At 53.9% G+C, this 14,648-nt stretch carries 19 protein-coding genes; 11 read left to right on the forward strand and 8 right to left on the reverse strand.

Annotated features, from left to right (window positions below):
* Positions 1 to 45 precede the first annotated feature (45 nt).
* The 4 genes from G549_RS18350 to G549_RS21740 all read left to right on the forward strand — a co-directional run bounded on the left by G549_RS18350 (position 46) and on the right by G549_RS21740 (position 3,173).
* A complete protein-coding gene (locus G549_RS18350; protein WP_051213057.1) occupies positions 46 to 630 on the forward strand; it encodes a CvpA family protein in 585 nt (194 codons plus the stop codon).
* Positions 631 to 753: 123 nt separating this feature from the next.
* A complete protein-coding gene (gene purF / locus G549_RS0100570; protein WP_051213437.1) occupies positions 754 to 2,274 on the forward strand; it encodes an amidophosphoribosyltransferase in 1,521 nt (506 codons plus the stop codon).
* A gap of 3 nt (positions 2,275 to 2,277) precedes the next feature.
* Positions 2,278 to 3,015 carry an SDR family NAD(P)-dependent oxidoreductase gene (locus G549_RS0100575; protein WP_027833394.1) on the forward strand — a complete coding sequence of 246 codons (738 nt, stop codon included), beginning with the start codon at positions 2,278 to 2,280 and terminating at the stop codon, positions 3,013 to 3,015.
* On the forward strand, positions 3,012 to 3,173 hold the full coding sequence (locus G549_RS21740) for a hypothetical protein (RefSeq protein ID WP_156905440.1): 162 nt from the start codon (positions 3,012 to 3,014) through the stop codon (positions 3,171 to 3,173). Before G549_RS0100575 ends, G549_RS21740 begins: the two co-directional genes overlap by 4 nt.
* A gap of 171 nt (positions 3,174 to 3,344) precedes the next feature.
* Here the strand turns inward: G549_RS21740 and G549_RS0100590 are convergent, their stop codons facing one another.
* The gene (locus G549_RS0100590) at positions 3,345 to 3,962 is read right to left on the reverse strand and encodes a LysE family translocator (protein WP_027833395.1); all 618 of its coding nucleotides are present in this window, start codon (positions 3,960 to 3,962) and stop codon (positions 3,345 to 3,347) included.
* Positions 3,963 to 4,117: 155 nt separating this feature from the next.
* Between G549_RS0100590 and G549_RS0100600 the strand changes: the two genes are divergently transcribed.
* Together G549_RS0100600 and G549_RS0100605 are read left to right on the forward strand one after the other, a co-directional pair.
* Positions 4,118 to 4,717, forward strand: coding sequence for a LysE family translocator (locus G549_RS0100600; protein WP_027833396.1), 600 nt, complete (start codon positions 4,118 to 4,120; stop codon positions 4,715 to 4,717).
* A gap of 71 nt (positions 4,718 to 4,788) precedes the next feature.
* Positions 4,789 to 5,109, forward strand: coding sequence for a hypothetical protein (locus G549_RS0100605; protein WP_036220695.1), 321 nt, complete (start codon positions 4,789 to 4,791; stop codon positions 5,107 to 5,109).
* A gap of 45 nt (positions 5,110 to 5,154) precedes the next feature.
* Here G549_RS0100605 and der read toward each other — a convergent pair whose 3' ends face one another.
* Together der and G549_RS0100615 are read right to left on the reverse strand one after the other, a co-directional pair.
* Positions 5,155 to 6,621: a ribosome biogenesis GTPase Der gene (gene der, locus G549_RS0100610; RefSeq protein ID WP_027833398.1), complete on the reverse strand. Its 1,467-nt coding sequence runs from the start codon at positions 6,619 to 6,621 to the stop codon at positions 5,155 to 5,157.
* A 41-nt stretch (positions 6,622 to 6,662) separates the two neighbouring features.
* The gene (locus tag G549_RS0100615; RefSeq protein ID WP_027833399.1) at positions 6,663 to 7,346 is read right to left on the reverse strand and encodes a tetratricopeptide repeat protein; all 684 of its coding nucleotides are present in this window, start codon (positions 7,344 to 7,346) and stop codon (positions 6,663 to 6,665) included.
* A 143-nt stretch (positions 7,347 to 7,489) separates the two neighbouring features.
* On the opposite strand from G549_RS0100615, the gene G549_RS0100620 reads away from it, so the two are divergent.
* Complete coding sequence (locus G549_RS0100620) at positions 7,490 to 7,843, forward strand: TraR/DksA family transcriptional regulator (RefSeq protein WP_036220697.1); 354 nt, start codon at positions 7,490 to 7,492, stop codon at positions 7,841 to 7,843.
* A gap of 58 nt (positions 7,844 to 7,901) precedes the next feature.
* Here the strand turns inward: G549_RS0100620 and G549_RS0100625 are convergent, their stop codons facing one another.
* Positions 7,902 to 8,699: a class I SAM-dependent methyltransferase gene (locus tag G549_RS0100625; RefSeq protein WP_027833401.1), complete on the reverse strand. Its 798-nt coding sequence runs from the start codon at positions 8,697 to 8,699 to the stop codon at positions 7,902 to 7,904.
* 67 nt (positions 8,700 to 8,766) lie between these two features.
* Between G549_RS0100625 and G549_RS0100630 the strand changes: the two genes are divergently transcribed.
* Positions 8,767 to 9,162, forward strand: a complete 396-nt coding sequence (locus G549_RS0100630) for a RidA family protein (RefSeq protein WP_027833402.1) — start codon at positions 8,767 to 8,769, stop codon at positions 9,160 to 9,162.
* 50 nt (positions 9,163 to 9,212) lie between these two features.
* Here G549_RS0100630 and G549_RS0100635 read toward each other — a convergent pair whose 3' ends face one another.
* Both G549_RS0100635 and G549_RS0100640 read right to left on the reverse strand, forming a co-directional pair.
* Complete coding sequence (locus G549_RS0100635; protein WP_027833403.1) at positions 9,213 to 9,758, reverse strand: thioredoxin family protein; 546 nt, start codon at positions 9,756 to 9,758, stop codon at positions 9,213 to 9,215.
* 83 nt (positions 9,759 to 9,841) lie between these two features.
* Positions 9,842 to 10,408: a carboxymuconolactone decarboxylase family protein gene (locus G549_RS0100640; RefSeq protein ID WP_027833404.1), complete on the reverse strand. Its 567-nt coding sequence runs from the start codon at positions 10,406 to 10,408 to the stop codon at positions 9,842 to 9,844.
* A 276-nt stretch (positions 10,409 to 10,684) separates the two neighbouring features.
* Between G549_RS0100640 and G549_RS0100645 the strand changes: the two genes are divergently transcribed.
* Positions 10,685 to 11,245 (forward strand): TetR/AcrR family transcriptional regulator, encoded by a 561-nt coding sequence (locus G549_RS0100645; protein WP_169449582.1) that lies wholly within the window; start codon positions 10,685 to 10,687, stop codon positions 11,243 to 11,245.
* 58 nt (positions 11,246 to 11,303) lie between these two features.
* Here G549_RS0100645 and G549_RS0100650 read toward each other — a convergent pair whose 3' ends face one another.
* Positions 11,304 to 11,870 carry an NnrU family protein gene (locus tag G549_RS0100650; protein WP_027833406.1) on the reverse strand — a complete coding sequence of 189 codons (567 nt, stop codon included), beginning with the start codon at positions 11,868 to 11,870 and terminating at the stop codon, positions 11,304 to 11,306.
* Positions 11,871 to 12,024: 154 nt separating this feature from the next.
* Here G549_RS0100650 and G549_RS0100655 point away from each other — a divergent pair, with 154 nt between their 5' ends.
* Entirely contained in the window at positions 12,025 to 12,666 is a 642-nt protein-coding gene (locus tag G549_RS0100655) for a glutathione S-transferase family protein (RefSeq protein ID WP_027833407.1), read from the forward strand.
* Positions 12,667 to 12,671: 5 nt separating this feature from the next.
* On the opposite strand, the gene G549_RS0100660 is transcribed toward G549_RS0100655, so the two are convergent.
* On the reverse strand, positions 12,672 to 13,553 hold the full coding sequence (locus G549_RS0100660) for a LysR family transcriptional regulator (RefSeq protein WP_027833408.1): 882 nt from the start codon (positions 13,551 to 13,553) through the stop codon (positions 12,672 to 12,674).
* A 92-nt stretch (positions 13,554 to 13,645) separates the two neighbouring features.
* Between G549_RS0100660 and G549_RS0100665 the strand changes: the two genes are divergently transcribed.
* A complete protein-coding gene (locus tag G549_RS0100665) occupies positions 13,646 to 14,593 on the forward strand; it encodes an SMP-30/gluconolactonase/LRE family protein (RefSeq protein ID WP_027833409.1) in 948 nt (315 codons plus the stop codon).
* Positions 14,594 to 14,648: the final 55 nt, after the last annotated feature.

Consider the following 14,648-nt stretch of genomic DNA (forward strand, 5'->3'; position numbering starts at 1 on the left):
ATAAAGGGTAAATGAAGCACAGAGTGGTTCAAAAGGGATTTATTGATGATCACCACCTTTGATATTATCGTTGGCGTCCTTGTGTTGATTTCGGCACTTCTGGCCACCATGCGCGGCTTGACCCGCGAAGTTTTGTCGCTGGTCACCTGGGGCGGCTCCGCCGTGTTTGCCTGGTGGATGTATGCCAATAATCCTGATTTGGCCCGCAGCTACGTGGCCGACCCAACTGTCGCGGATATTGTGACGGTTTTGGCCAGCTTCATTGTCGCCTTGATCATATTGCATCTTTTGACCATGTGGATCGCCGATTTGGTGAGCGACAGCAAGATCGGGCCATTGGATCGCTCGCTTGGCTTTGTATTTGGCGGCATTCGCGGCGTGCTGATCGTTGTTGTGTTGCTGATTTTCGGCCAATGGCTTTTCGCCAGCGAGCTGCAGCGGTTCTCTGCCGACAGTAAAACCATGCCAATGCTCACCTCATTCGGAGATGATTTGATCGCAGCCTTGCCCGATAATGTGGAAGAAATGGTCACGGATTTCTTGCGCGGCAGCAGCGCGCCTGAGCAAGAGGTGCCTGTGACTGAAGGCACCGATCAGTTGGAAGAAGAATTGGGCACAAGTTCAACATAGGGCCCTTTGCGCCTAATTGTTGAGCGGTGCCGATGGTGAGGTCAGTTGACTCTCATCAAAGAGCGGCGTATTGAGCCGAAATTATATAGGTAACCCCTTTCATATCATAGGGCGGGAATGCTGATGCACGCACCACACGCAACCGGTCAGGCCGGTATCCAAGATGAAAACGAACCGTTTGATCTTGATGGGGACACTTTGCGTGAGGAGTGCGGCGTATTTGGCATATTAGGCGATCAAGATGACGCCGCTGCCCTCACCGCTTTGGGCCTTCACGCTTTGCAGCACCGGGGCCAAGAAGCCGCTGGCATCGTCACCTTTGATGGCGAACAGTTCCGATCCGAACGGCATATGGGCCTTGTGGGCGATCATTATACCGATGCGGCCACGCTGGAAAAGCTGCCGGGCAAAGCTTCGATCGGCCATGTGCGCTATTCAACAACAGGTGAAACCGCGCTGCGCAATGTGCAACCGCTATTTGCTGAGCTAAGTGCTGGCGGCATCGCCGTGGCGCACAATGGCAATTTCACTAACGCTCTGAAGCTGCGCAAAGAAATCATCAAAGACGGCGCGATTTGCCAATCGACTTCTGATTCAGAAGTTGTGGTGCATTTGATCGCGCGTTCGCAAAAAGAACGGTCATCGGATCGCTTTGTCGACGCCATCAGCCAGATGGAAGGCGGCTATGCCTTGATCGCCCTCACCCGCACCAAATTGATTGGCGCGCGTGACCCCAATGGCATTCGTCCGTTGGTGTTGGGCGATCTGAACGGCGCCCCCATTTTGGCCTCTGAGACCTGCGCGCTTGATATTATCGGCGCGAAATTTGTACGCGACATCAAAAATGGCGAAGTGATCATTTGTGAGCGGCAAGCCAATGGCGAAATTACCATTCAATCGCTGATGCCGTTTGGCGAAAAGCCTGAGCGCATGTGCTTGTTCGAATATGTCTATTTTGCCCGCCCTGACAGCATTGTGTCAGGTCGTTCCGTTTATAATGTGCGCAAAAAGATGGGCATCAATCTGGCGCGTGAAGCCAAAATCGATGCGGATGTTGTTGTGCCGATCCCCGATGGCGGCACGCCGGCAGCGATTGGCTACGCGCAAGAAAGCGGCATCCCGTTTGAACTGGGCATTATCCGCAACCATTATGTAGGCCGTACCTTTATTGAGCCGAGCCAGCAAATCCGCGCATTTGGGGTGAAGTTGAAGCACTCCGCCAACCGCGGTCAACTTGATGGCAAGCGTGTGATCTTGGTCGACGATTCTGTGGTGCGCGGCACCACCTCGTTGAAAATTGTGCAAATGGTGCGTGAAGCCGGGGCGAAAGAGGTTCATCTTTGTGTTTCCAGCCCAAAGATCACCCATTCTGACTATTACGGCATCGACACGCCGGACCCATCCAAGCTGATTGCCAATCAATATGTCGATCATGACGCCATGTGCGAATTTATTGGCTGCGACAGCCTGCATTTCTTGTCAGTAGACGGGCTCTATGACGCTGTTGGCGGCATTAAGCGCGATCCTCAAAATCCGCAATTCACAGATCACTATTTCACAGGCGAATATCCAACCCGCCTTGTCGATCTGGAAGCGGAAAAAGGAAATCTCAAAAAACGCTCCATGCTCAGAGAGGCAGGATAATCCATGACAGATAAAAACGATCTTGCTGACCGCGTGGTTCTGATCACCGGCGCCTCTCGCGGTATTGGCTATTTCAGCGCCATTGAAGCCGCCAAGCGCGGTGCACATGTGATCGCCATTGCGCGCACTGTTGGCGGCTTGGAAGATTTGGACGATGAAATCCAAGCAGCTGGTGGCAGCGCCACTTTGGTGCCGTTGGATTTGTTGGACGGCGATGCAATCGACCGCATGGGCGGCGCGATTTTTGAGCGCTGGGGCAAGCTGGACGGGCTTATGGCCAATGCGGGCATGTTGGGCTCCATTAGCCCCGTCAGCCATTTGGCGCCGAAAGAAGTCGATAAGGTCTTCAAACTGAATGTGACCGCCAATTTTCGCCTGATCCGCTCGTTGGAGCCGTTGCTCAAGCAGTCTGATGCGGGGCGTGTTTTGTTTGTGTCGTCCAGCTCAGCCTATAGCTGCAAGCCTTATTGGGGCCTTTATGCGGCCAGCAAAGCGGCGCTCAACGCTATGGCCAAGTCTTATGCTGGCGAAAATGCCAACACCAAGCTCAACATCAATGTGATCAATCCCGGCCCCACCCGCACGCAAATGCGCGCCAAAGCGGTGCCTGGTGAAGATCCGGAAACAATTCCACATCCGCGCGAGGTTGCGCCGAAATTTATTGATTTGATTTCGCCAGATTATACTGAAAATGGCCAGTATATTGACCTCAAAAACGACGGCAAAACCTCACCGCTATGAGCCGTAAAACCGCCCTATTCATCGGCGGTTTTGCCTTGTTCGCCCTCGGCGTTTGGCTCGGCATGCATGTGGAGTGGTGGGTAGTTGTCGACGCTTGCTATGACGCCGGTGGTCGCATCAATGTGGCGCGCGGTTTCTACAATTGTGAGCTTGAATAAGCTCACCCGCAACCGCCTCCCCTCCGTCACCCTCGGGCTTGACCCGAGGGTCCAAGCAGCATGTCGAAAGCGAAAAACACCTTTAATAGCTCCTGCCTCTTCAAGCGGGCGGTCATCCGAAATTGCCGGGTCAACCCCGGCTAATTGACAGCAGAATACTTCTGTCTTCGTCTAGTGCGCCCGGAAGCCGATGGCCAATGCTGCCGCGCCGATAATCACGGCGGCGGAGCGGTTCATCCATTTATAGACACGGGTGGAGGAGAGCCATTCGCGGGCGCCTGCAGCAAGGAGCAAATAGGGCACAGCCACAAGCAACAGAATGGCGGCGGTACATCCCAAGATCACAAAATAATCTGAAACGGTGATCGCGCTCATATCGAGCAGTACTGGTGCCAGCGCCAGATAAAACAGGATCGGCTTTGGGTTGCTCAGGCAAATGATATAGCCGTTCAGCGTGAGCGCAAATATGCCCCGCTTGTTGACCACTTCAGTTTTCTTTGGGGCATCACTGCTCATCCAGAAGCGATAAGCCAAGTAGAGCAGATAGGCCGCGCCAATAAATTTGGCGACCAGAAATGCGTCTGCATATAGCTCGCTTACGGCGGCAAGGCCCAGAATGGCCAATGTGAGCCACGTCAGGTCACCAAAGGTGATGCCCACCAGCATGGCGAACGCAGGTTTAAAACCGCGGCCAAGGGCCGTGCCCAAAAGCGCCATGATGCCGGGGCCCGGAATGGCGACGGCAATGGCAAGCGCAATGCAATATGCGATTAAAGAAACGGTGGTCATGTTCGGAACTCTGCAGGGTGAAACGAGGTTCGACGCTAATCCGGCTTTGGCGATTGGTCAAGTCATCTCCATCAATCCAGCGAATGGACCCATCGCGATAAATCATTTTTCTTGATGCAAGACTTATGACCTATTTGTGCCGAAGGAGTAGCCCCATGCTTTTAGGTTTTATCATCGCCACGTGTTTGATCACCATTGTGCCCGGCCCATCCATTTTGCTGCTGCTGGTGGTGAGCATTCGCCAAGGTACGATTGCCGGGCTGAAATATACGCTTGGGGTGCTGGCGGCGGATTCTATGCTGCTGACCATATCATTGCTCGGCCTTGGGGCGGTGCTGCAAAGCTCTGTGATGGCGTTCAACATCATCAAGTGGGCGGGTGTGGTCTATTTGATCTATCTGGGCATCAAGCAATTGCGGGCGCCCGCACAGATCACGATCAAGGCCGATCAAAAAGTGCTGCACCCCTTCACCCAAGGCTTCGCCATCACCGCGCTCAACCCCAAAGCCATCGGCTTTCTGGTCGCCTTCTTTCCGCAATTTATCGATCATCGCGGCGACGTTATGGCGCAATTGCTGGTGTTGGTGCCGCTCTTTATGGGGCTGGTGTTCTTAATCTTCGCCATCTGCGCTCTATTGGCGGGGTATAGTCGGCTTTTGTTTGAAAACCGGGCCGGACAGATCTCCATCAAATATGGTGCTGCAGCGGGGCTCATTGGCTCCGCCCTCGCCGCTGCCTTCGTGCAAAAGGCATAGGGGCATCTTGTTGCCCTCACCAAAGGCGCGTAGGGTTGACCGCGTGCACGGTGCACGGGAGCGTCTCGACAATGCGGTCTTTATATTCTGCCCTATTCTTGGTTGGCCTCTTTCTCGCCATGCCCTCCGCGGCCCTTGCGACCGAGGCCTGCGCCATTACGTCAAACATCGCAAGCGCAACGGGCGTCGACCTTTATGCTGCCCCCGATGACACGTCAGAAATCATCCGCGAAATCCCTCTGGACGATCTTGTTCTCTATCCGAATGAAGAATTGGCCCAGGCGCAACATGAGGGTTGGGTTTGGGTTCGGCATGACGCCACGCAAGAAGATATTTGGCAATGTGGCGAATATGGATGGGTGAGAATTGAAAACCTCACCGACTGCGGCTAGCCATTGGCGCAAAAAAAAGGGCCGCTTTCGCGACCCTTTGAAATTCTATGATGGCTTAAACTTGCCTTTTTCGTGGTAAGGATTTTGCCCACCACGGATCCAGATGCGGATCGGCACACCTTCCAAACCAAACGCTTCACGCAAGCCTTTGACCAGATAACGCTCATATGATTTGGGCAGCGCGTCTGGCCGCGAGCAAAAGATAATAAAGCTAGGTGGCCGGGTTTTGGCTTGGGTCATGTAGCGCAATTTGATGCGGCGTCCAGACACGGCTGGGGGCGGATGGCTCTCGGTCATGCCGGTCAACCATCGATTCAAGCGCGCTGTGGAAATCCTTGAATTCCAAGTCTTTTCCACTTTATGCACGGCTTCCATCAAGCGGTCGATATTCTTGCCACGCAGGCCAGAAATAGTCACCAGAGGCACGCCCTTAAGCTGCGGCAACAGGCGCTCACACTCCTCTTTCATCTCTTTGAGTTGGCCTTGCTTGTCCTTCACCAAATCCCATTTGTTCAGGGCGATCACGATGCCGCGGCCCTCACGTTCCACCAGATCGGCCAATTGAAGATCCTGCTTTTCGAACGGGATGGTCGCATCCAGCATCAGCACCACAATCTCAGCATATTGGATGGAGCGCAGCGCATCGGCGACCGAAAGTTTTTCCAGCTTTTGGTGTACTTTGGACTTTTTGCGAATGCCTGCCGTGTCCACCAGATTGATGGTTCGGCCTTGCCATTCCCATGGCACCATGATGGCGTCGCGGGTGATCCCGGCTTCTGGGCCGGTCAGCACGCGCTCTTCGCCCACCATTTTGTTGATCAGCGTTGATTTGCCCGCATTTGGTCGGCCCACAATGGCCACGTTCAAAAAGCGGTTCGGGTCATAAGTGCCCTTGCCGTCTTCAACGCCTTTGCCATCTTCTTCCAGCTCAACATTGATTTCGGGCATCATGCTTTCATCAAGGTTGGCCACCGCCGCCTCAAATTCAGCTTCGCCTTCTTTCAGGTTTTCTGCTGCCTCTTCAATGGTGGTGGCGACAATATTGTAAAGATCAGCCAGGCCCATGCCATGTTCGGCGGAGAGCGCAATCGGTTCGCCAAAGCCCAGTTTGAAGGCCTCGTAAAGGCCTTCATCAGCCAATTGGCCTTCATATTTGTTGGCGACAAGTGTCACCTTCTTGTCGGCCTTGCGCAGCAAGCGGCCGAAATGCTCGTCCATCGGCGTCACGCCAGCGCGGGCGTCGATCATAAACAGAATCACGTCCGCCACGCGGATCGCTTCTTCCGTTTGCTGGCGCATGCGCGCTTCCAGGCTGCCATCGTCCGCATCTTCATAGCCTGCGGTGTCGATCAGATTGAAGGTGAGATCGCCGATGCGGCCCGTGCCTTCGCGCCGGTCACGCGTTACGCCGGGGGAATCGTCCACCAGCGCCAGTTTTTTGCCCACCAGGCGATTAAACAATGTCGATTTACCGACATTGGGGCGCCCAACGATCGCAACAGATACAGTCATTTTGATGGCTCCAATTGGCCAGAATTAAATGCGCTATGCGCTTATTCGCTCGCGCCCGCAGCGTCCGTGCCGGTAATGCCTTGCGATTCAAGCTGCGCGACATAAAGCCCAATACGTTGGGCCAGATTGCGCGGCGCGGCCGGATCGTTTGCCACCGCATCGAATTGCGTGCGTGCTTGTTCAAACTCGCCAGCCTGATAATAGGTCAAGCCAATGGCTTCGCGGGCCGCGTTGCGCAGCGGATGGCCATCCACTTGCAAGTCGCCCACCCGTTGGGTCACGGCCAGCGGATCGCCGCCATCCACCAGCAAATAGGCGGCAAACAAAGCGGCCAACTCGCGCAAGCGTTGATCGCCCTGCGTGTTGGCAATGCCATCATAGGCAGCAACCGCTTCATCGATTTTGCCCTGTTGCGCCAATGCGGCTGCTTCGCGGAAGCTGGCCAGCGCCGGATAATTGCCTGCACCGCTCGCTTCAACTTCGTTGAGCGCGGCGATGCCCTCTTCATAATTGCCCTCTTCCACAAGGTCGAGCGCAGCCACAAATTGTTCAGCCGAGTTGTTTTGCTGCGAAGTCTGCCACCAGCGCCACGCTTCATTGCCGGCGACCACCAGCACAATGACCACGGCTGCGCCAATCACCCATGGGCCAAATTGGCGCCATAGCTTGCGCATGCGTTCATTGCGGAGATCTTCATTGACTTCGTTAAAAATTTCGTCTGACATTTAGATATGCTCTTTATTCGGGCCGTGTTTGAGTGCCGCACCATAGTGTGATGCAAAGGAAAATGCAATTTATCTTGGGCAAATTGCCGCGAATTTTCTACCCCCCTTTGAATTTTTCCAAATGCAGTTAAAATCAGCAGCTTATGGACGGATTAAACACACAAGAAATCGCACACTTCAAAGAAGTTTTGCTGGCAAAGCAGCAAGAGCTTCAAGCCATTGACGCCTTAGGCGAAGAGGCGCGCAAAGCGGTTGAACTCGACCAGCAATCTGTTGGCCGTCTTTCCCGCATGGATGCCCTGCAGGGCCAAGCCATGGCACAAGCCCAAAATCGGCAACGCAAACGTGAATTGACGCGCATCGAAATGGCCCTCACCCGCATCGAAAATGATGATTATGGCTTTTGCGAAGACTGCGGCGAGCCCATCGCCAAAAAGCGACTAGAGGTAGACCCCGCAGCTCCCTTTTGCATTCACTGCGCCCAGTCAAACGATTGATCACTTGATGATCATTCGGCTGGCGGCAACGCTCGCTGCCTGTTGCGCGTTGAGATCCTCAGCGCCATTTCAGTTTCACCGCCCATGCTCTTGCCGGCAGGGAGACCGGGCCGCTGGCCCCAAGTTTATCGGCGAGATGATCTTTCAACATTTGCTGGCGCTCGTCTGGCAGGCTCTTAACATATCCCGGCGCGGGCCCCGCTCCCAATGTGAACGGATGCCAAAATGCTTCGAAATCGGGAAACCGCGTCTCTTCCTCAATCGCGACAATCTCGGTGTCGGTGGCACCTGCGTCGCGGCAGAGCTGATCCAACCCCTCTTTCTGGCAGAACGGAAACCGTTCGCTTTCATCAAGCTGCGCCGCTTCCGGATCGATCGCAGCGGCTGATTTCCAAAACGCATCAATAAACCCCATGCCGCCGCTGGGATAGTCCCAAACATAGAAGGCGGCAGTGCCATTTGGCCGCAAAACCCGCCGCATCTCATCCAGCGCCTTCAGTTTGTCCGGGATGAAATTCAGCACTAGCGCGGAAACCACCCAATCCACTGACGCATCTGCAAGGGGAATGTCTGTGGCCTCCGCCACTTTAAACGAAACCCGATCATCCGCGATTTGCGCCGCGGCGTGGGTGATAAAATCCTCAGATTTGTCGGTAGACACGATGGATCGTGGGTTCGCCGTGGCAAGGATCGCCTCGGTCAGTGCACCGGTGCCGCATCCGATCTCGAGCCAATCGGCGTTCTGGGGCGGATCAACCCAACCGACAAACCTCGACGCGATCTTGCGGCTCCATCGGCCCATATAATGTTCATAGCTTTGGCCCGCGCTCCATGCGTCAAACTCAGATTGTGTCATTGTTTCGCCTCCCCCTATTTGGGTGCGATTTATGATATCGTCTCCGCATCCAAAAAAGGAACATAGCATGAAATTCGACCGTGAATTGATTTCAAATGGCAACCCGATGGAAGCCATCGTCGGTTTCTCGCGCGCCGTGCGCGTCGGGCCCTTCATCTCAATCGGTGGCACCGCCCCGGTGGATGCAAACGGGAACACCGTCGGCATTGGCGATGTTGCCGCCCAAACAAGGCAATGCATCGAGATCATCAAGTCAGCATTGGAGCAAGCAGGCTCAGGCTTACATCATGTGGTCCGCACACGTGTGATCCTGACCGACATTGACAATTGGAAGGCCGCGATTGACGTGCGCAAGGAATATTTCCGCGATATTCGCCCGGTCGACACGATCATGGCAATCGACAGGTTTGTGAACCCAGACTGGCTGGTGGAGATCGAAGCAGATGCGGTGATGAGCAGCTAATGTTCGCGACAATCGCCTGATTGCTAGATAAATGAAGCGATCACCCCAGTCTAGCTCCACTTAATCGAACAGCCCATCGACGGGAATTGCTCTTGTGGCCCTTGCCCGGTTTTTGCGATGGCCTGCATGGCATTGATCAGTTCCTTGGTGCGCCCGGTTGAATCTCCCATGCCTGCATCATCCAGGCGGCCGCGATATTGAAGCTCGCCATTTTTGTTGAGGCCAAAAAAGTCTGGCGTGCAAACGGCCCCGTAAGCGCGGCCAACCTCCTGCGTTTCGTCAACCAAATAGGGGAACGAAAATCCGAAGTGGCTGGCGAACTTTTTCATGTTCGGCGGGCTATCGTCGGGGGTATGTTGATAGTCGTTTGACATCACCGCCAGCACATTGATTCCCTGGCTCTGCAATTCTTTCGCATCGGCAGCCAACCGCTCACCAATCGCTTTCACATAGGGACAGTGATTACAAATAAAGGCGATCAGCAAACCGTTCTCGCCCAAATGATCCGACATGGTGAAGCTGTTGCCATCAGGGTCTTTGAGCGTGAAATCAGGTGCTTTCCAGCCGAAGTCGCAAATGGGGGTATCAAGTAGCATGGTTGGTATCCTTCATGTGGTGCTCAGTGCCGGGGATTGGGGCCCGACCCAATGGCCGGGCACCTGAATTGCCGCGTTGCCAATTAAGCGGCATTGGCTTGGTCGGCTGACCAGGCGTTGGGCGCGAAAGCCTTATCAATATCTGTCTCAGCAATATGGTTTGTGTAGTTTGACATGACTTTAAGGCTGGTGCCAAGGATGACATCCAGAATATGCCGACGGGTGTAGCCAGCATCCAAAAAGGCCTGGACTTCGGCATCAGATGGCCAACCGCGACTCTCATTGATCACACCAGCGAAAGTGCGCAAGGCTTCAAGCTTGGCATCAGCAATTGGCGTGTTTGTGCGCAAGGCCTCAATGATTTCAGCGGGCACTTTGGCCATTTGTGAAATCGATGTGTGTGCGGCCATGCAGTACTCGCAGCCGTTCAATCGGTTGTTGGTCATCAATATGATCTGACGCTCGGTTTCAGAGAAGTCAGCTTTGTCGAAAATGCCAGAAAGCGTCATGTAGCCTTCAAGTATCTCAGGCGCTTCCGCCATGGTGCCCAAAAGGTTGGGCACAAAACCATAAATGGTTTTTGCCTTTTCAAGCAGAGGTTTGGATGCTTCTGGCGCCGTGGACACGGCGTAAGTGCGAAATTCAGTCATGGACTTAATCCTTTGATCGGTTTCAAACTCGACCGATTGTTTATAACGATCGGTATAAACAAACTGCATAGTTTATAACGATCGGTCAATACAAAAGTCGAAAAATCTATAACGCCATGTTTTTACTTATTTTTGTGGGATACTGGACGTTCTTCAGCGAGCACAAGACCGCCCGGATCAGGCTTTGTGTTGAATGATCGGTCTAAAAAAAGTATGTTGCATTGAGCGATCATTTACCTGGAACGCAGCACCATGCCTTGGAAGAAAAATTTTGACTTGGATGAAGCCACCTTAAAAGCCACAGAGGTTTTTTGGGCCAAAGGCTATGAAGCCACATCGATCACTGATCTGGTGAATGCGATGGCGGTGAATAAGGGCAGCCTCTACAATGCCTTCGGGAGCAAGAAGGATTTATTCGTCCGCGCGTTGATGCAGTATGACCGCCTGTACCGTCAGAGATTATTGACTGAGATGGCGGCCATCGATGATCCGGTGGCGTCGATAGAGGCACTGTTTGATCGAATGATCGAAGAGAGTGAGGCCGACCGTCAACGCAAAGGTTGCATGCTGGTCAATACCGCACTCGAACTCCCGCACCATGATCCCGACATACAGAAGATGGTGACGTCTGCACTCCTAGAGTTCGAATTGTTTTTCGAAACATGTGTAAAACGGGGTCACCAACAAGGCACAATTTCCAACAAGGTTGACGCTCAGGCAGCAGCGAAGTCGCTGCTTGCCCAAGTTGTTGGCCTGCGCGTGCTGGCGCGCGGTGTATATGATCGCGAAAGCCTCAACGCCATTCGCGATCAAGCCTTACAAATCGTCAAAGGCTAAATGAGCCGAATTACCGGCCCGGGTTCAAAGCAGAAATGCACTGCAATCTCGCCCTACCCTAAAATAGTGGCACGCCGATCAATGCGCCATGCGCCCAGAAAGCGAACAGGACAAAGGCCACACCGCCGATCACGATGGCGATTACATCGTTGGTCACTGGTCCTGCAACTGGATTAGGTTCGCCCCGGCGTTTCACATTGATCCGGTTCCAAACGGCCCAGCCCAAAAAGCTCAAGAATAGAATGAGAGAGGCAAGATCGCCATTGACCAGCAAGTGCGCCAGCGCCCAGATTTTGACGGACAGGATCATTGGGTGCTTCACCGCCGCTTTAATTTTGCCGGCCGGCACGTAAGCCGCTGCCAAAACGATGAAGGCGATCAACATCAGGGCGTAGGCGATGTGGCGGAAGAAATAAGGTGTTTCATAAAGGATCACCGGGTCCATGCGCGCTTGGCCATAGCCCCAAACGATCAGAGCAAGACCAATCAGCGATTCAACCGCATAAAGGCCCTTCCACGTCATCTCACCGCGCTTGGCGATGAATTTTTCTCGGAAATCCGGCACCAACATGCGTGCCGAGTGAACGCCTAAAAACAAAACAATGCCCAAAATTAGCCAAACCATCTTATCCCCCTTTGGTGATTTGCGCTCAATGTAGGAAGGTTCTTTCATGGATGCAACGACTATAAGCCGTGTACCAAGCACTTATCCCTGCCCTTGACCAAGGTGTAAGAAACTGCCAGCACTTGTTTTTTTAGTTGTTTTTTGCGAGGCACCTATGTCTGAGTTCATCATCACCACCTATGATTGGGTTCCCGAAGTGCCGCGGGGCTATGTGCGCGATTTGCGCTTGCGCTGGGCGGCGGAGGAAGGGCAACTGCCCTATCGCGTGGAAAGCACCTCATTTCAAGATCGCGGGCCGGACCATTTTGCCAAACATCCTTTTGGTCAGGCACCAATGCTGACACACAAGGACCAGACAATTTTTGAAAGCGGTGCCGCGCTTTTATATTTGGGCGAGCAAAGCGACAAGCTGATGCCAACAGATCAGGCGCGCCGCTACAATGTCACCCAATGGGTGTTCGCGGCGCTTAACTCCATGGAAATGGCCAGCGTGCCCTGGTCACTGTTCAAATTCTCCGGCACGGACAATGATCAGTCCGGCTATCCCATGTTCGACAATTTCCTCACCAGCCGCCTGACCAACTTGGAAAAAGCCCTCGCGGAGCGGGAGTGGTTGACCGATCAATTCTCGGTGGCCGATATTGCCATGGTGGATGTGCTGCGCCTGATTGACCGGTTTGACGGCTTGGCCGGCTATCCGACTTGCCGCGCCCTGAAAGAGCGGGGCGAAGCCCGCCCTGCTTTTATCAAGGCGCATGCGGATCAGCTGGCGCATTTCAAAAGAGGTGACGGTTAGCCATCTTAATGCGGCATGGCCTCGGCAGCGGACCCGTCAAACAAATCTTTCTCCGCCAAAATCAATTTGGTCAGAAATCGCGCAAAAGCCTGTAGTCGCGGTGTATGGCGCATATTCGGATTATAGAGCAACCAAAGATCGCGATCTTTTTCTGATTTGAAGGGCGCAATGCGCTGCAATATTGGGTCATCATCGCCAATGCGACAGGGCAACTGCGCCATGCCCAGCCCTGCGCGCACTGCTTGATGCAAGGCAACATTTGAGCTGACGCGCACCGATGGCTGAGCATCCGGATAATAGTCTTTGACCCAGCTGGGTGTACGCTTGTCTCCCATGCGTCCGATCCATCTATGCACCGCGCCTGGTGCGGGCAAATAGTTTTTGGCGGCATAAAGTGCCAAATGCCGCGCCACCAGCTTTCGGCCCACCAAGCCTTCGGCTGGCGCGGCGGTCACCCGCAACGCGATGTCTGCATCATGCTTTTGAATGCTCACAATATCGTCGGCACTGTCGAAATTGACGCAAATGTCTGGATATTGGGCTTTAAACGCGCCCATTTTGGGTAAGATTACCGTTTGCAACAGATTTTCTGGTGCGGAGAAGGTCACCGCTCCCGTAAAGCTTTGATCATTTGCCCGCACGAGTTGATCTGCGTCTGCCAGCGCGTTCTGCATTGTTTTTGCGGCCGAAACCATGAGCAACCCCGCCTCGGTTAACTCATAACCTTCCGGCTTGCGCTCAAACAGGCGTGTACCAAGGCCTGCTTCAAGGGCCGCCAATCGGCGCGACACGGTGGCGTGGTTCACTTGCAGCTGTTTGGCCGCCCGCGAAATGTTCTGCGCCTCGTATATGGCAAGCAAAAAGCGATAATCGTCCCAATCATGCATGATAATTTTCGCACTCCATATTTGCATATAATGATAATTTACGCACGACCATAGAGCGCCTATTTCTGTTCTTCAACTTGAAAGGACAGAACATGAAGTCATTTATCCGTGCAAAATCTACGCTCATGACGCTCGGTTTAGCGTTGAGTACTGTCGCAACCCTTGCGACAACTGCCCCCGCACGCGACCAGATCGTGCTTCCCAAATCCGCCAGCTTTCCCGAAAGTATCGCCATCGACAGCGCCGGTGGCATCTATACGGGCAGCGTGACCTTGGGGAACATTATCTATCTCCCAGCCGATGGCGGCGCGCAAAAAATCTTCGTTGAGGGCGGCACAAATGGCGCCATATCAATTGGCGGCCTCTTGCTCTCGCCGCAGCAGAGCATTCTTTACGCCTGTAGCTCAGACTTGGGGTTGAACAGCTTAAGCGGCTCCGCAGCTCCGGGCCTGCTTGCGTTTGACGTGGCGAGCGGCGCGTTGCAAAAGCGTTGGGACCTTCCCGGCGGCGGCCTGTGCAATGATTTGGCGCAAGGGGAAGACGGCACCATTTACGTCACCGACTCTTTTGTGCCGCGTATCTTGTCACTCAAACCCGGCGCGGACGCATTTGAAACTCTGGTACAAGACGAGCGGTTCAGCGGCGAAGGCTTCAATCTGAGCGGCATTACAATTTTGGACAATGCCCTGATCGTCGCCAAGTTCAACAGCGGCCAGTTCTTCCGTATTGATCTCACCAGCACCCCTACTGTGGCGCAAGAACTCCAGCTCAGCCAACCCATCTATGCCCCTGATGGCATACGCGCCGTCGATGGCAACGGTATATTGGTGGCAGCCTCCAGTGGCCAAGTCGTGCACATCGAGATCGATGGGCTGGAGGCGAAGGTCACACCGCTCGATTATGCCTTTGATGCCCCAACATCGTTGGCTTTGCATGGCGAAAAAATCTACGTGTTGGAAGGCAAGCTCAACAAGCTGCCGGCGTTTGATCCGACAGCAGTCGCGCCAGAGCAGTTCACAATTTCAGTGTTACCTCGATAGGTAAAAAGAAACGGCGCGTCGATTGATGCGCCGTTTGAATTTTTGAGGTGTTTGT

The sequence above is a fragment of the Maritalea myrionectae DSM 19524 genome (genome assembly GCF_000423365.1).
In the GTDB taxonomy this organism is placed as follows: domain Bacteria; phylum Pseudomonadota; class Alphaproteobacteria; order Rhizobiales; family Devosiaceae; genus Maritalea; species Maritalea myrionectae.

Excerpts from the sequence above, each read along its gene's own strand:
- G549_RS18350 (WP_051213057.1), top strand. The coding sequence starts at position 46 with ATGATCACCACCTTTGATATTATCGTTGGCGTCCTTGTGTTGATTTCG.
- purF (WP_051213437.1), top strand. The coding sequence starts at position 754 with ATGCACGCACCACACGCAACCGGTCAGGCCGGTATCCAAGATGAAAAC.
- G549_RS0100575 (WP_027833394.1), top strand. The coding sequence starts at position 2,278 with ATGACAGATAAAAACGATCTTGCTGACCGCGTGGTTCTGATCACCGGC.
- G549_RS21740 (WP_156905440.1), top strand. The coding sequence starts at position 3,012 with ATGAGCCGTAAAACCGCCCTATTCATCGGCGGTTTTGCCTTGTTCGCC.
- G549_RS0100590 (WP_027833395.1), bottom strand. The coding sequence starts at position 3,962 with ATGACCACCGTTTCTTTAATCGCATATTGCATTGCGCTTGCCATTGCC.
- G549_RS0100600 (WP_027833396.1), top strand. The coding sequence starts at position 4,118 with ATGCTTTTAGGTTTTATCATCGCCACGTGTTTGATCACCATTGTGCCC.
- G549_RS0100605 (WP_036220695.1), top strand. The coding sequence starts at position 4,789 with ATGCGGTCTTTATATTCTGCCCTATTCTTGGTTGGCCTCTTTCTCGCC.
- der (WP_027833398.1), bottom strand. The coding sequence starts at position 6,621 with ATGACTGTATCTGTTGCGATCGTTGGGCGCCCCAATGTCGGTAAATCG.
- G549_RS0100615 (WP_027833399.1), bottom strand. The coding sequence starts at position 7,346 with ATGTCAGACGAAATTTTTAACGAAGTCAATGAAGATCTCCGCAATGAA.
- G549_RS0100620 (WP_036220697.1), top strand. The coding sequence starts at position 7,490 with ATGGACGGATTAAACACACAAGAAATCGCACACTTCAAAGAAGTTTTG.
- G549_RS0100625 (WP_027833401.1), bottom strand. The coding sequence starts at position 8,699 with ATGACACAATCTGAGTTTGACGCATGGAGCGCGGGCCAAAGCTATGAA.
- G549_RS0100630 (WP_027833402.1), top strand. The coding sequence starts at position 8,767 with ATGAAATTCGACCGTGAATTGATTTCAAATGGCAACCCGATGGAAGCC.
- G549_RS0100635 (WP_027833403.1), bottom strand. The coding sequence starts at position 9,758 with ATGCTACTTGATACCCCCATTTGCGACTTCGGCTGGAAAGCACCTGAT.
- G549_RS0100640 (WP_027833404.1), bottom strand. The coding sequence starts at position 10,408 with ATGACTGAATTTCGCACTTACGCCGTGTCCACGGCGCCAGAAGCATCC.
- G549_RS0100650 (WP_027833406.1), bottom strand. The coding sequence starts at position 11,870 with ATGGTTTGGCTAATTTTGGGCATTGTTTTGTTTTTAGGCGTTCACTCG.
- G549_RS0100655 (WP_027833407.1), top strand. The coding sequence starts at position 12,025 with ATGTCTGAGTTCATCATCACCACCTATGATTGGGTTCCCGAAGTGCCG.
- G549_RS0100660 (WP_027833408.1), bottom strand. The coding sequence starts at position 13,553 with ATGCATGATTGGGACGATTATCGCTTTTTGCTTGCCATATACGAGGCG.
- G549_RS0100665 (WP_027833409.1), top strand. The coding sequence starts at position 13,646 with ATGAAGTCATTTATCCGTGCAAAATCTACGCTCATGACGCTCGGTTTA.